The organism is Streptomyces sp. LaBMicrA B280 (assembly GCF_049222185.1).
Classification (GTDB): Bacteria; Actinomycetota; Actinomycetes; order Streptomycetales; family Streptomycetaceae; genus Streptomyces; species Streptomyces murinus.
In genome coordinates, this window is record NZ_JBMJCT010000013.1 from 50,965 (window position 1) to 65,414 (window position 14,450).

The window sequence follows — 14,450 nt, forward strand, 5'->3', positions numbered from 1 at the left end:
CACCGGGTAACGTGTCGTTCTCCGCGGGGCGAGGGAGCCTGACATGGCGGATTCCGGGATGAGTGTGTCTCCCTACTGGGAGCTGACCTTCGACGCGAGCGGGGACGTCGACCCGCCCGAACGCGATCACTTGCTGGCCCAGGTCACGGAGCACGGCCTCCGCGACCTGGTCGTCTTCGCACACGGGTGGAACGAGGACCGCTCGGCCGCGACCGCCCTGTACCGCCGCTTCTTCGCCCCGTTCCCGGGGCTCGCGCCGGGCGCGCACCTCGGGTACGCCGGGGTGGTGTGGCCGTCGATGCGGTTCAGCGACGAGCCGATCCCCGACTTCCCGAGGTCGGTGGCGGCGACGGAGGCGGCGCCCGCACCGGCGCTGGACCAGGACACCCGGCGCGGGCTGCTCGTCGCCTTCCCGGACCGGGCGGACGTCATCGACCGACTGGCCCGGCTGCTCGACCAACGGCCGGACGGGGACGCGGGGTTGACGGAGTTCGGGCGGCTGGTGCGGCTGCTGCTGGAGCGGACGGGGAGCGCGGCTGCCGACACCGACGAGGAGGGCGAGCCGGCCGTGTTCACCGAGGAACCGGCCACCGCGTGCGCCGAGTTCGCCCAGGCGCTGGCCGCGGTCGCGGCGCCGGGCGGCACCGAGGGGTTCAGCCTGCCCAACCCCTGGGAGGGCGCGAAGGAGCTGCTGCGGCAGGCGGCGTACTACCAGATGAAGGGGCGGGCCGGGACCGTCGGCGAGCATGGGCTCGGGCCGCTGCTGGGCAGGCTGGCGGCGCGGGCGCCGGGGGTGCGGGTGCATCTGGTGGGGCACAGCTTCGGCGCGCGCCTGGTGGCGTTCGCGCTGCGCGGGCTGCCCGCGAAGGCGTCCCCGGTGAAGTCGGTGACCCTCCTCGAAGGGGCCTTCTCGCACTATGTGTTCGCGGAGCGGCTGCCCGACGACCCGCACAGGTCGGGCGCGCTGAAGGACCAGCAGCGGCGGATCGACGGTCCGCTGGTGTGCTGCCACTCGCACTTCGACGCGGCGCTCGGCACGTTCTATCCGCTGGTCTCGCGGCTCTCCGGGGACGACCGGACCTGCCTGGGCGACCAGATCGCGGCCGTGCTGGGTCCCCGCTGGGGTGCGCTGGGCCATGACGGGGTGCAGGCGGTACCGGGCACGGCCCGGCTGGATCTGGCCGGTGCCCTGGCGGGCCGGCTGCCCGCGTCGGGGTGTGTGAACGTGGACGCGGCGGCGGTGGTCCGCCGGGGCGGTCCGCCGGCCGGGGCGCACAGCGACATCCTGCATCCCGAACTGGCCCGGGTGGTGCTGGCGGCGGGCCGGATCGCCTGACCCGCCGCCAGTCACCGCTCGCTCGGTACCGGGGTCACCGGTGCGAGGTGTACTCCACGACCTGCTGGAAGGTCGGCCGGTTCTGCCAGCTGATGTTGCCGTGCTTGATGCCGCCCAGCGTGCGCTGGACGATCGAGTCGGCACACCACTGGTCACCGGCGGAGCAGACGGAGTCGCCCGGGTAGACCTGGGCCGCGGTCATCCCGGCGGCCTGCTTCAAGGTGCTGATCAGGGCGTCCCGGCAGGCGCCCAGGTCCCCGTCGCCGCAGTACTTCGCGGCGAGCGGGCCCTGCACGTTCTGCCCGAGCACCGACCGGATGTCCTTGTCGACATAGCTCCACCAGCCGTACTGGAAGGAGCTTCCGGCGTGCGAGCCGGTCGGTCCGTGTCCGGCGGACGGGGCCTCGTCGACGGCCAGGTTGCTGGTGAGCGCGTTGTACAGATCGCTGCCGAGGCCGGGCTGGAACTCGGCCTTGACCAGCAGCGGCCACCAGGCGTCCAGGATGCGGATCGCGTCGGCGTTCGCGTACGTCTTGGAACCGGCGCTGGTCTCGGTGCGCTGGGCGCCCGCGGTCACCCACGCCTGGAGCTTGTTCACGGCGTCGGCGGCCGCGGAGTCGGTCACCGGCGAGGAGTTGATCACCTGGAGCAGCTCGGGCAGCACGTCCTCGGCGCGCAGATCGCTGACGCCCGCGGACGCCATGGCCTGCACCAGCTGGGCGCGGGTCACCCCACCGGCCGCGACCAGCTTCTTCACCCGGTCGTCCAGCAGATTGGCGCGGTGCACGGAGCCGTCGCCCCAGGAGGCGGTGGTGTAGTCCTTGGCCTGCTTGTTGTTCCAGGAGACGTAGTAGTCCTGGTCGATGGAGTTGGGGTGGGCGGACGGCGGGGTGTAGTCGGCCGTGTTGGTGTCCGGGTTCCAGTTCTTCCACTCGTAGGCGGGCTGCGCCCAGACCGGGAACTCGGTGTCGACGCCGTCCGCGCGGACCGGGTTGTCACCGCTGTTGTAGTAGGCGGTGTGCTGGGAGTCGGCGTAGAACCAGTTGAAGGTGTAGTTGATGTGCTGGGCCGCGCTCTGGAAGTCCTGGGGGCCCTTGATGTAGCCGGGGTCGTTCAGCATCTGGAAGCCGATGATCGAGTCGACCTCGTGCAGATACGAGGAGCGCAGGCTGGTGTAGGCGACCTTCTTGCCGCCGACGGTCGCCCGGTACTCCACCGGACCGTACTTGGTGCGCCAGACCCGCATGGTGTACGACCCGGCGGCGGTGCCGTCGGCCAGCGTGGGCGACCAGGAGTTCTTCTGCTCGACCTTGTCCATGGCGGTGCAGGTGCCGTGGTACAGGTAGTGGTAGTCGTCCTGGCACAGCTCGACGGCGTAGGTGTCGATGATGTCCTGGCCGGAGGTGGTCGCGCTCCAGGAGTAGTCCTGGCCGCGGCCGAGTTCGACGTACATGCTCAGGCCCGCGAAGGAGGCGCCGCGGGCGCTGATGCCGGGGCCCTGGATCTCCTGGAGCATGAGCAGCTGCGGCGCGAAGTAGCCGGTCTGCGGTCCGAAGACGGCGATCGGATGGCCGCTCGCGGTGTGTTTGCCGCTCACCACCAGGGCGTTGGACATCCCGCGATGGGCGGAGCTGAGGTCCGTCTTCGCGGCCGTGCCGGAGGCGCTCTTGGCGGCGGCGGTGGCCGCGCTGCCGGTGCGGTCGTAGACCAGCGGCTCCTCGGTCACCGAGCCGGCGTCGGGCAGCGCCTGTCCCTTGGCGGTGGCGGGCTTGGTGCCGTACGGGAAGCTCTGGCCGTCGTGGACGGTGAGGACGGCCTCGGGGTCGTTGCGCTCGCGGAAGGACTCCCAGACCTTGGTGCCCTGCTCGACGCCGTACTTGTCCTGCGCGGCCATCAGGGAGAGGGCGTTGTTCACCTCTCCCCCGCCGCCGGAGCCGAACAGGGAGCCGATGACGGAGGCCAGCGCCACCAGGTCGGTGATCTTGAAGTGGTCGATGGTGCCGGCGTTGGTGATCGCGTCCTTGTGGCCGGTCAGGTCGTACTCGCCGGGGAAGTAGCGGCCGCTGTCGGAGGCGTCGATGTAGGAGTTGATGCCGTCCAGGTAGGCGTCGGCGTCGGCGAGGGCCTGCTGGCCCCGGGCGCCGTTGTTCGCCACGGCGCGGTCGAGCTGCGCCTGGAGGTCGGCCTCGGTGTAGGGCGCGTTGCGGTAGAACTGCTGCTCCAGGCCCTGGTTGGCGGCGGCACCGCCCGCGAAGGAGGTCAGCTGGCCCCGGCCGACGTGCCGGAAGACGTCCATCAGCCAGAGCCGGTCCTCGGCCGCGGCGTACCCGGCGCCGAACTCGGTGCCGTAGCGGGTGGTGCCGGTGATGTGGGGGACACCGGTCTTCTTGTCGCGCACGATCGTCACATCGCCGCGCCCGTTCGGCTTCTCGGTCGAGGCGACCTGGTCGGAGGGGACGCCGAACGAGGCGTCGTTGAAGAAGTTGTTGATGGTCGTGTCGCTCAGGCCCTTGTAGCCGGTGGCCAGGTTGGCGTACGGGCCGAGCTGGTCCTCGGCGTGCCCGGGCTGGGTGCCGAACGCCTGGTTGAGGAGGATCTGGGCGAGGGTGGCGTTGCCGTTCTCGCCGGGCGGCAGGATGTCCGAACACTGGCCGCCGCAGTAGTCGTTCGCGGCGGCCGCGGGGGACGCGGAGGTGGCCGCGCTCGCGGCGCTCTGGGTAATGGGGGAGACAAGTCCGGCTATCAGAACGCATACCGACGCCGTCTTCAGGAACCCGGGGAGTCGGCGGAACGTTCTCACTCTGTCAAGGGCGGTCCGTGGGGTGCGCCGTGGCATGGCAGCTCCTAGCGACTGGGGTGCGCGAACGTTACCGCCGGTATCCCCGAAGTTGAAGATGAACATGCGTCAACTTTTTGAGTTTGCGGGAAGGCCGAGCAGAACAAGCGCGAGAAGAGATGGAGCCGAAGCGCCTGTCGATACGTCTATCAGGCGACGTCCGTACGACGACGCCGAAGTGGCCGCGGAACAGGTGCAGGTGTGACGGAGGTGCAGGGCGATGGCCGGTTTCCGGAGTCTGGCGAGACAGGTACGCGATCCGGACTGCGATCTGGCACTGCGGCGCTATTCGCTGCGCAAGTGCCTTGAGAAGTTCGCCCCTTACGGGCATCGGGCGACATGGGACCATCTGTGCGCGCGGGCCGGGTTCGGTCCCGAGGACCGCTCCCCCGACCCGGCGCGGCTCGTGGCCGCACTGGAGGAGCTGGAGGAGGCCCGCTCCGTGTGGCTCGGCTACGAGGGCGAGTTCACCGAGCGCCGCCGCCGCGAGAAGCACGACGGGCTGCGCCGGCCGGGCAGCGTGGACGACTGGCACCGGCTGACCTGGGGCGGCTTCGGGGTCGCCTGGTGCGACGACCCGCGGGTGCACCCCTCCGATCCGCTGGCCGAGGTGCTGCGCAGGCTGATCGACGCGCTGGAGCGGGAGCCGGGGGCGAGCTGCCCGGTCTGCGGCGCCGACCGGCTCGTATGGAAGTACGGCCTCGACCACGAGCCGTCCTCGGGACCGGTGTGCGGCGACTGCGGGATACTCGTCCCGCGCCCGGTGCTCTCCCCGCAGGCGCTGGCGTACGCCCGGCGGGGGCGCCTCCTGATGCCGGCCTGACCGACGCGGCGAGGATCTCGGCAGGGAAATGTCCGGGGGCCGCGCAGGGGATGCCGCGCCCCCATGCACCACCGATCTCGCTCCGCTGACTTCACCGGCGGCGACTGGCACCATCGAAGCATGGTGCAGGCATGTCTGAACGGAAGCCGTACCGCCGAGCACGGCGCGGCCGTCCCGATGTCACCGAAGGACCTGGCGCGCTCCGCCGCGGACGCCGTCGCGGCCGGGGCCACGGAGATCCATGTCCACCCCAAGTGCCCGTGCGGGCACGACAGCCTCTCCCCCCGCGTCCTGACCCCGGTCCTGGAGGCGCTGCGCGCCGAGCTCGCGGTGCCGATCGGGGTGACCACCGGCGCCTGGGCCGAGCCCGATCCCGCCGCCCGGCTCGCCCGGGTGCGCTCCTGGTCCCTCCTGCCCGACTTCGCCTCGGTCAACTGGCACGAACCCGGCGCCGAGGAGCTGGCCGCCCTGCTGCTGGAGCGGGGCGTGGCCGTCGAGGCGGGCATCTGGTCCGGCACGGACGGCGCCTCCCGCTTCACCGCCTCCGCCCTCGGCCCCCGGGTCCTGCGCGTCCTGGCCGAGGTCAGGGACCCGGACCCGGCCACGGCAAACACCTCGGCCCACGCCCTCCTGGCCGCCCTGGGCGAGGCCCGCGGCCGCCCCCTCCTCCTGCACGGCGAGGAGGGCGGCACCTGGCCCGTGCTCCGCCTCGCCGCCCGTCTCGGCCTGCCGACCCGCATCGGCCTGGAGGACACCCTGCTGCTGCCGGACGGCGAACGGGCCGATTCCAACGCCCGGTTGGTGACGGAGGGGCTGCGCCAGTACGCGTCGGCCCGGCGCGCGCCGTAGGCCGACGGGACGGTAGCAGGCGGGAATTGACTCGTTCCACGGGTTTGGTGTCCGCGACAGTGGCGGGAGTCGAAGCCGTGCGGAACGGGGGAACTTCATGTCCACGCTGCGGGTGACCGCCGAGGTGCTGACCGTCCATGAGCACCCGAACGCCGACGCGCTGGAGCTGGCGCAGGTGGGGCTGTACCGGGCCGTGGTGGCCAAGGGGGCGTTCCGCAGCGGGGAGGTGGCGCTGTACATCCCCGAACAGGCCGTGCTGCCGGACGAGTTGATCGAGGAGCTGGGGCTGACCGGGCGGCTCGCGGGGGCGGCGGCGAACCGGGTCAGGGCGGTACGGCTGCGGGGCGAGCTGTCCCAGGGCATCGTGTGCCGGCCGAAGGCGCTCGACGGCGTCGATCTCGCCGCCGCGGCCGCCCGGGGCACGGACTTCGCGGAGCGGCTCGGCATCACCAAATGGGTGCCGCCGGTCCCGCCCACCATGAACGGTGAGGTGGAGCGGGCGCCCGAGCTGCTGCCCTGGGTCGACATCGAGAACATCCAGCGCTACCCGGGCATCTTCACGCCCGGCGAGCCGGTGGTGCTCACCGAGAAGCTGCACGGCTCGGCCTGCCTGCTGACGTACGTCGCCGACGAGGGGCGGGTGTACGTCTCCTCCAAGGGTTTCGGCGCCAGGTCGCTCGCGCTCAAGGAGGACCCCCGCAACCTGTACTGGCGCGCCGTGCACGCCCATGGCGTCCCCGAGGCCGCCGCCCGCCTCGCCGAGCGGCTCGGGGCCCGGCGGATCGGCGTCTTCGGCGAGGTGTACGGCGCGGGCGTGCAGGACCTGACGTACGGCGCGGACGGCCGCCGCGCGACCCTCGGGTACGCGGTGTTCGACGTCTCGGCGGAGATCGAGGGCACCGTGCGCTGGCTGGACACCGCCGTACTGGACGGCGAACTGCCGGTGGTGCCCCGGCTGTACGAGGGGCCGTACGACATCGACCGGGTGCTCTCGGTCGCGAGCGGCCGGGAGACGGTCTCCGGACGTGAGCTGCATCTGCGCGAGGGCGTGGTGATCCGGGCGGCCGGCGAGCGGTACAGCGCGGTGACCGGTGGCCGCGCGATCGCGAAGGCGGTGAGTCCGGCGTATCTGACGCGGAAGGGCGGCACGGAGTACGAGTGACCGGGGCCGGGGCTGGGGCCGGGTCGCCGGGTCCCGGGCTCAGCGGCCCTCCGCCATCAGCCGCGACCCCGCCCGCCGCTCCCCGAACTTGTCGTCCGGGTTGGACAGCACACAGGTGTCCAGCGAGAGGCAGCCGCAGCCGATGCAGTCGGTCAGGTGGTCCCGCAGCCGGTTGAGCTGGGTGATCCGCTCGTCCAGCTCCGAGCGCCACGCCTCCGAGAGCCGCGCCCAGTCCTCCCGGGTCGGGGTGCGCTCCTCCGGCAGCTCGGCCAGCGCGGAGCGGATCGTGGCGAGGGGGATGCCGACCCGCTGCGCCGCACGGATGAACGCCACCCGGCGCAGCGTGTCCCGGCTGAACCGGCGCTGGTTGCCGCCGGTGCGGCGGCTGGTGATCAGGCCCTTGGCCTCGTAGAAGTGCAGCGCGGACACGGCGGCACCGCTGCGCGCGGCCAGCTGGCCGACGGACAGCTCATGGATCTTCTCGGGAATCTGCGGCACCCCTCAGAGCCTAGGGCCTGTCCGTTGACATCGACCCGGCACCCGACCATGCTAAGCAGTTGCTTAGGCATACGATCGAGAGGCCGGGAACATGGCAGAACCGAGGATCTTCACCTCCCCCGCCGAGCTGAAGGCGGCCGTGGGCGAGCAGCTGGGCCACACCGACTGGCTGGAGGTCGACCAGAAGCGGATCGATCTCTTCGCCGAGGCCACCGGGGACCACCAGTGGATCCATGTGGACCCGGAGAAGGCCGCCGCGGGACCGTTCGGGACGACCATCGCGCACGGCTATCTCACCCTGTCCCTGCTGCCGCTCTTCGGCCCCCAGCTGATGCGGGTCGACGGCGTGAAGATGGGCGTCAACTACGGCACCAACAAGGTCCGCTTCCCCGCCCCCGTCCCCGTCGGCTCCCGGCTGCGCGCCACCGCGACGATCACCGGCGTCGAGGACGTCACGGGCGGCGTCCAGGTCGCCGTCGCCTTCACCGTGGAGCGCGCGGGCGGCGACAAGCCGGTGTGCGTCGCGGAGTCGGTCTCCCGCTACTACCTGTAGGCACCTGAAACTACGGGCAGGCACCCGAAGTCGCCGTCGGCCGGGGCTGCTTCGCCCCGACCATCCGCAGCACCAGCTCGGCGTACAGCTCGCCGACCGCCTCCGGCGTACGTGGCCCGTCGATGTTGAACCAGCGGGCCACGTCGATGCACAGCGACAGCACGGCGAGCGTGGTGCCCTGGACGTCCAGCACCTCGAACTCGCCCGCGGCGACGCCGTCCTCGACGATCCCGCGCACCTCGGCGTCGACCTGCCGGCGCAGCCCCAGGATCTCGGCGCGGGCCTCGGGGCCGAGGGCGTCGAGCTCGTACTGCACGACCCGCGCGGTGGTGCGCCGCCCGGCGTGCCAGCGGACGAAGGAGCTGACCGCGTCGGCGAGCCGGTCCTTCGCGGAGCCCTCGCGGCGGGCCGCCGTCCGCAGGATGTCCAGGGCCTTGTCGTGACCGATGCGGCTGATCCGGTGGAGCAGCTCTTCCTTGGTCTTGTAGTGGATGTAGAGCGCGGCCGGGCTCATCCCGGCGCGGCCCGCGATGTCCCGGGTGGTCGTCGCGTGGTAGCCGCGCTCGGCGAAGGCCTCCACGGCGGCCACCAGCAGCCGCCGGGCCGCGTCGGGGGTGACCTCTTCCCACGGCTCCGCCTCGCCGCCGGTCGTCTGCGCCGCCGTACTCATCGCTCTTACGCCCCTCTCGGTGACAGGAGCACCACCATACCGCCGACGGTGAGCGAGCGCTTAGCGCAGCAGCCCACGGGCCGTGCGGAAGGTCAGGGCTTCTCGGCGAAGGGGTCGCGCTCGGCGAGGAACTTCTCCAGCCGGGCCTGGTCGACCCGGCTGACGATCTGTCCGGCCTCCTGGCGGTCCCGGATCACCTTGGCGAGGGTGAAGGCGGAGGTGACGAGGTAGAGGACGGCGATCGCGAGGAACGCGCGCACCCACGCGTCGGTGTCCAGCCGGAAGATGCCGATGGACGTGGCCGCCATGGCGATGGCGAAGGACGCGACGGCCTGGCCGTAGAAGGCGGCCGTGCTCTGCTGCTTGACCGATGTGTCACTCATGAGGGAGAGCATCGGCGCACGCGGCCCGCGCCACATCCGCTTTGCTACTCAGCCGGTACTCAGAACGCCGAGACCCCCGTCAGGGAGCGGCCGATGAGCAGCTTCTGGATCTGGCTGGTGCCCTCGTAGAGGGTCATCACCCGGGCGTCGCGCAGGAGTTTGCCGACCGGGTACTCGTCGATGTAGCCGTAGCCGCCGAAGACCTGGAGGGCGTTGTTGGCGGCGCGCACGGCGGCCTCGGAGGCGAACAGCTTGGCCTTGGAGGACTCGACGGCGAACGGCTCGCCCCGGTCGATCAGATCGGCGACCCGCCAGGTCAGCAGCCGGGCCGCGTCCACGTCGACCGCGATGTCGCTGATCAGCTCCTGCACCAGCTGATGGCGGGCGATCGGCTTGCCGAACTGCTCGCGCTCCCCCGCGTAGCCGACGGCCGCGTCCAGAGCGGCCTGGGCTATCCCGACGCAGCCCGCCGCCACCGACATCCGGCCCTTGGCGAGCGCGGACATGGCGACCGAGAAGCCCTTGCCCTCCTCGCCCAGCAGCGCGGCGGCGGGCACCCGCACGTCCTGAAGGACGAGTTCGGCGGTGGCCTGGCCGCGCAGACCGAGCTTGCCGTGGATCGAGCGGCGGCTCAGACCGGGCGTGTCGGTGGGCACCAGGAAGGCGCTCACGCCCTTGTGGCCGGGGGCGTCGGTGGAGCGGGCGAAGAGCAGGACGACATCCGCCCAGGTGCCGTTGGTGATGAACATCTTGGTGCCGTTGACGACGTACTCGTCGCCGTCGCGCACCGCGCGGGTGGTGAGGTTGCCCGCGTCGGAGCCGGTGCCCGGCTCGGTGAGGCCGAAGCAGCCGACGTACTCGCCCGCGGTCAGCCCCGGCAGCCAGCGCCGCTTCTGCTCCTCGCTCCCCCGGGCGGCGATCGTCTTGGCGACGAGGCCGAGGGAGACGGACACGATGCCGCGCACCGAGGAGTCCCCGCGCCCCAGTTCCTCGGTGACCAGGCAGTACGACAGATGGTCGCCGCCCGAGCCGCCGTACTCCTCCGGGATCGTCAGCCCGAGGAAGCCGATCTCGCCGAGCTTCTTGACGATGCCCCGGTCGACCTCCTCGGCCCGGTCCCAGGTGATCACGTGCGGGGCGATCTCACGGGACACGAAGTCCCGCGCGAGCCGCCGTACGGCCGCCTGCTCCTCGCTCAGCCCCAGGTTCACCACGAGATCACCTCTCCCCTTTAAATTAGCACTGCTAGTTTACGGGCGCAGCCCTACTATGTGCGCCATGGCCCGACCGCGCAAGCCCCTGCTCAGCACCGACCGGATCGTCCGGGCGGCCCGCGAACTCGTGGACCGGGAGGGTCTGGCGGCCGTCTCCACCCGCCGGCTCGCCGCGGAGCTGGGGGTGAGCGGGCCCTCGCTGTACAACCACTTCCGCACCAAGGACGAGATCCTGGAGGCGGTCGCGGACTCGGTGAGCGCGCTGGTCGATCTGTCGATGTTCGAGGACGGCCGGGCGTGGCGGACCGCGCTGCGCGACTGGGCCGTCTCCTACCGGGCCGCGCTGCGCGCCCACCCCAACATCGTCCCCGTGCTCGCGCGCGGCCCCGGGCGCCGGCCGGCCGCGCTGCGGGTGGCGGACGCGGCCCCGGGCGCCGGCCGGCCGCGCTGCGGGTGGCGGACGCGGCGTACGGCGCGATGGTCGACGCGGGCTGGCCGCCCGCGCAGGCCACGTCCATCGGGGCGCTGATGCGGTACTTCATCATGGGCTCCGCGCTCGGCTCCTTCGCGGGCGGCTTCGTGGACGACGCGAGCGCGTACGACCCGGCCGACTACCCCCACCTCCAGCAGGCCCATCTGCTCGCGGAGCAGCAGGAGAAGATCGACGAGCGGGCGTTCGAGACCGGGCTGAGCGCGCTGCTGGACGGGCTGGCGCAGCAGTACGAGCGGGTACGGCAGGAGGTCTAGGCGGCCCTGCGACGACACTTCGGTACCCGCCGAAGTGTCCCGGGCGCATGCTGGAAGGCATGACCAGGATCAAGGACCCTCAGGCCGCGGGGCTCGCCGCGCTGGCCGGGCTGCTCGCGGACGAGACCCGGGCCACCTGTCTGCTGGCGCTGCTGGACGGGCGGGCCTGGACGGCGGGCGAACTGGCGCGGCACGCCGGGGTGGCCGCGTCCACGGTGAGCGAGCATCTGGGCAAGCTCGTGGCGGGCGGGCTGCTCGCCCGGGAACACCAGGGGCGGCACCGGTATGTACGGCTGGCCGACGCGCGGGTGGCGACGCTGGTGGAGGATCTCGCGGCGCGGGTGCCTCCGGCGGCGGGGCGGGTGCGTACCCTGCGCGCGTCGAGCGCGGGGGCGGCGATGGCGCGGGGGCGTACGTGTTACGACCATCTCGCGGGGCGGCTCGGGATCGCGCTCACGGACGCGCTCACCGCGCGGGGGCTGCTGCGTCAGGACACGGGGTTCTCGCTGACCGACGCGGGGGTGGAGTGGTTCGCGGCGGCCGGGATCCCTTTGACGCCGACCGGCCGTCGGCCGCTGGCCCGCGGGTGCCTGGACTGGACCGAGCGCCGCCCGCACCTGGCCGGTGTGGCGGGGGCGGCGCTCTGCCGGCACGCCTTGGCCGCGGGGTGGTGCGAGCGGATCGGGACCGGGCGGGCGGTGCGGGTGACGCGGGAGGGGGAGCGGGTGCTGTGCTCGCTGCTCGGCATCGCTCCGGGTGCCCTCGGTTGATCAGGGGCGAGGTGAGCCGCCCTCAGAACACCACCAGCGCCCGTCCCCCCTTTCCCGCCTTCATGTTCTCGAAGGCGCCGGGGATGTCCGCCAGGCCGATCCGCTCCGTCACCAGGGCGGACAGGTCCAGGCGGCCCGCGCGGACGTGTTCGGCCAGCACCGGCAGGTCGTCCGAGGGGTCGCTGTTGCCGTAGACGCAGCCGGAGAGGGTGCGGCCCCAGTGGAAGAGTTCGAGGGCGTTGAAGGTGACCTGCTGGTCCTTGCCGCCGATGCCGACGACCGTCGTACGGCCGCCCCGCCGCGTGGACTCCCAGGCCGCGCGGATGCTGACCGCGCGGCCCGCGCACTCGACGGCGACGTCCACGCCCTGTCTGCCGGTGAGGGCGCGGATCTCGCGGGGCGTGGTCGCGGAGGCCAGGAGGAAGTCCGTGGCACCGGCGCCGCGCGCGAGGTCCTCCTTCGCGGGCGAGACGTCGACGGCGACGATCCGGGACGCGCCCGCGATCCGGGCCGACTGGAGCGCGGCGAGCCCGACCCCGCCCGCGCCGAACACCGCGACGCTCTCCCCGGGCCGCACCCGCGCGCTGTGGTGGATCGCGCCGTACCCGGTGAGCACGGCGCAGCCGAGGAGCGCGGCGTCCGCGAGCGGCACCCCCGGCGGCAGCGGCAGCGCGCAGGACGCGGCGACGACGGTCTCCTCGGCGAACGCGGCGACGTTCAGACCGGGGTGCAGCGGGGTGCCGTCGGTGGTGCGGGCGTGGACGGCGGCCGCGCCCTTGAGGGCGTTGGCGCACAGCCAGACCTCGCCGAGCGAACAGGCGTGGCACGTCCCGCACGCGGGCGCCCAGTTGAGGACGACGGGGGACCCGGGCGAGACATGGGTGACGCCTCGGCCGACGGCGACGACCGTGCCCGCGCCCTCGTGGCCGAGCACCGCGGGCACCGGCACGCTCATCGTGCCGTCGGACAGGGAGAGATCGGAGTGGCACACCCCGGCCGCCGCGAGCCGGACCCGGACCTGTCCGGGGCCCGGGTCGGGCAGCTCGATGCCGGTTATCTCCAGGGGTGCGCCGACGGCGGGAAGGACAGCGGCTCGTACGGCCATGGCGGGCGGACTCCCTCTAGAACTGGAAGGACTTGGTCTGGAGGTACTCGTCGAGGCCGTGGCCGCCGAGTTCCCGGCCGACCCCGGACTGCTTGTAGCCGCCGAACGGCGCACGCGGGTTGAAGCGGCCGCCGTTGATGTCGACCTGCCCGGTGTCCATGCGCCGGGCGAAGGCCACCGCCTCCTCCTCGTCACCGGCCCAGACCGCGCCGGCCAGGCCGTACACCGTGCCGTTGGCGATGCGCAGGGCGTCGTCCTCGTCGTCGTAGGCGAGGATCGACAGGACCGGCCCGAAGATCTCCTCCTGGGCGATGGTCATCCCCGGCGTGACGTCGGCGAAGACGGTCGGGCTGACGAAGTAGCCCTGCTCGCGCGGCGCTTCGGGGCCGCCCGCGACGAGGCGGGCGCCCTCCGCGACGCCCTTCTCGATGTAACCGCGCACCCGTGCCCGCTGCTTGGCGTTGACCAGCGGCCCGATGCGGTCGCCGTACTTGGCGGCGGCGGCCGCGGCCAGTTCGACGGCCTCCTCGTACCGGTCGCGGTGGACCAGCATCCGGGTCCAGGCGCTGCATGTCTGGCCGGAGTTGGACATCACGTTGGCGACGCCGACGTGGACCGCCTTGGCGAGGTCGGCGCTCGGCAGGATGACGTTGGCGGACTTGCCGCCGAGTTCCAGGGCGACCCGCTTCACGGCCCCGCCGGCCAGCGCGCCGATGCGGCGGCCGACGGCGGTGGAGCCGGTGAAGGAGACCAGGTCCACGTCCGGGTGCTCGGCCAGCGCCTGCCCGGCGACCGGTCCGAGCCCGGTGACGAGGTTGAACACGCCCGCGGGGACGCCCGCCTCGTGCACCGCCTCGGCGAACAGCTGGGCGGTGAGCGGGGTGTCCTCGGCGGGCTTGAGGACGACCGTGCAGCCGGCGGCGAGCGCGGGGGCGGCCTTGGCGACGATCTGGTGCAGCGGGTAGTTCCAGGGGGTGATCGCGCCGACCACGCCGACCGGCTCGTGCAGGACGGTGGAGTTGCCGACCTTCTCCTCGAAGGGGCGGCTCGCGGCGAGTTCGGCGTAGCTGCCGGCGACCGCGATGGGCAGGCCCGCGTGCACGGCCTCCGAGAAGGCGGGCGGGGAGCCGAGTTCGGCGGTGACCGTCTCGGCGATCTCGTCCTTGCGGGCCGCCAGCGCGTCCCGCAGCGCGGTGAGGCGGGCCGCGCGCTCGGCGGGCGGGGTGGCGGCCCAGCCGGGCAGGGCGCTCGGCGGGCGGGGTGGCGGCCCAGCCGGGCAGGGCGGCGCGGGCCGCGCGCACGGCGGCGTCCACGTCGTCCGGACCGGCGGCCGGAACCCGGGCGATGACCTGCTCGTCGGCCGGGTTCACGACCTCGATCACCTCGTCCGGACGCACGGCGGGGCGCCAGCCGCCGTCGATGTACAGACCGTCGTGTGCCTTCATGCTGCTTCCTCCCGGCGGATGCGCGTCGTCCGCCCCACAAACTAGCGGCGATAGTTTTC

12 protein-coding genes and 2 pseudogenes are annotated in these 14,450 nt (G+C 72.7%); 7 read left to right on the forward strand and 7 right to left on the reverse strand.

Annotated features, from left to right (window positions below; genetic code table 11):
- Window positions 1-43: 43 nt before the first annotated feature.
- Window positions 44-1,336: a serine-threonine protein kinase gene (locus ACLF5H_RS13890; protein WP_421676377.1), complete on the forward strand. Its 1,293-nt coding sequence runs from the start codon at window positions 44-46 to the stop codon at window positions 1,334-1,336.
- 34 nt (window positions 1,337-1,370) lie between these two features.
- Here the strand turns inward: ACLF5H_RS13890 and ACLF5H_RS13895 are convergent, their stop codons facing one another.
- On the reverse strand, window positions 1,371-4,172 hold the full coding sequence (locus tag ACLF5H_RS13895; RefSeq protein WP_421676378.1) for a penicillin acylase family protein: 2,802 nt from the start codon (window positions 4,170-4,172) through the stop codon (window positions 1,371-1,373).
- 220 nt (window positions 4,173-4,392) lie between these two features.
- Here ACLF5H_RS13895 and ACLF5H_RS13900 point away from each other — a divergent pair, with 220 nt between their 5' ends.
- From ACLF5H_RS13900 to ACLF5H_RS13910, 3 genes are all read left to right on the forward strand, one after another.
- Window positions 4,393-4,995: a hypothetical protein gene (locus ACLF5H_RS13900; RefSeq protein WP_421676379.1), complete on the forward strand. Its 603-nt coding sequence runs from the start codon at window positions 4,393-4,395 to the stop codon at window positions 4,993-4,995.
- A 120-nt stretch (window positions 4,996-5,115) separates the two neighbouring features.
- Window positions 5,116-5,844 carry a 3-keto-5-aminohexanoate cleavage protein gene (locus ACLF5H_RS13905; protein ID WP_421676380.1) on the forward strand — a complete coding sequence of 243 codons (729 nt, stop codon included), beginning with the start codon at window positions 5,116-5,118 and terminating at the stop codon, window positions 5,842-5,844.
- Between the two features lie 97 nt (window positions 5,845-5,941).
- A complete protein-coding gene (locus ACLF5H_RS13910) occupies window positions 5,942-7,006 on the forward strand; it encodes an RNA ligase (ATP) (RefSeq protein WP_421676381.1) in 1,065 nt (354 codons plus the stop codon).
- Between the two features lie 39 nt (window positions 7,007-7,045).
- Here the strand turns inward: ACLF5H_RS13910 and soxR are convergent, their stop codons facing one another.
- Window positions 7,046-7,504: a redox-sensitive transcriptional activator SoxR gene (gene soxR / locus ACLF5H_RS13915; RefSeq protein WP_421676382.1), complete on the reverse strand. Its 459-nt coding sequence runs from the start codon at window positions 7,502-7,504 to the stop codon at window positions 7,046-7,048.
- A gap of 91 nt (window positions 7,505-7,595) precedes the next feature.
- Here soxR and ACLF5H_RS13920 point away from each other — a divergent pair, with 91 nt between their 5' ends.
- Window positions 7,596-8,057: a MaoC family dehydratase gene (locus ACLF5H_RS13920; protein ID WP_421676383.1), complete on the forward strand. Its 462-nt coding sequence runs from the start codon at window positions 7,596-7,598 to the stop codon at window positions 8,055-8,057.
- A 10-nt stretch (window positions 8,058-8,067) separates the two neighbouring features.
- Here the strand turns inward: ACLF5H_RS13920 and ACLF5H_RS13925 are convergent, their stop codons facing one another.
- From ACLF5H_RS13925 to ACLF5H_RS13935, 3 genes are all read right to left on the reverse strand, one after another.
- Complete coding sequence (locus ACLF5H_RS13925; protein WP_421676384.1) at window positions 8,068-8,727, reverse strand: TetR/AcrR family transcriptional regulator; 660 nt, start codon at window positions 8,725-8,727, stop codon at window positions 8,068-8,070.
- Between the two features lie 92 nt (window positions 8,728-8,819).
- Window positions 8,820-9,110, reverse strand: a complete 291-nt coding sequence (locus tag ACLF5H_RS13930; RefSeq protein ID WP_421676385.1) for a YiaA/YiaB family inner membrane protein — start codon at window positions 9,108-9,110, stop codon at window positions 8,820-8,822.
- A gap of 59 nt (window positions 9,111-9,169) precedes the next feature.
- Window positions 9,170-10,321 carry an acyl-CoA dehydrogenase family protein gene (locus tag ACLF5H_RS13935; RefSeq protein ID WP_421676463.1) on the reverse strand — a complete coding sequence of 384 codons (1,152 nt, stop codon included), beginning with the start codon at window positions 10,319-10,321 and terminating at the stop codon, window positions 9,170-9,172.
- A gap of 67 nt (window positions 10,322-10,388) precedes the next feature.
- Here ACLF5H_RS13935 and ACLF5H_RS13940 point away from each other — a divergent pair.
- Window positions 10,389-11,071: pseudogene (locus ACLF5H_RS13940) on the forward strand (TetR/AcrR family transcriptional regulator).
- A 47-nt stretch (window positions 11,072-11,118) separates the two neighbouring features.
- Window positions 11,119-11,841, forward strand: coding sequence for an ArsR/SmtB family transcription factor (locus ACLF5H_RS13945; protein WP_421676386.1), 723 nt, complete (start codon window positions 11,119-11,121; stop codon window positions 11,839-11,841).
- Between the two features lie 22 nt (window positions 11,842-11,863).
- Here the strand turns inward: ACLF5H_RS13945 and ACLF5H_RS13950 are convergent, their stop codons facing one another.
- Both ACLF5H_RS13950 and ACLF5H_RS13955 read right to left on the reverse strand, forming a co-directional pair.
- Window positions 11,864-12,946, reverse strand: coding sequence for a Zn-dependent alcohol dehydrogenase (locus ACLF5H_RS13950; protein WP_421676387.1), 1,083 nt, complete (start codon window positions 12,944-12,946; stop codon window positions 11,864-11,866).
- A 16-nt stretch (window positions 12,947-12,962) separates the two neighbouring features.
- Window positions 12,963-14,391: pseudogene (locus ACLF5H_RS13955) on the reverse strand (aldehyde dehydrogenase family protein).
- Between the last annotated feature and the right edge of the window lie 59 nt (window positions 14,392-14,450).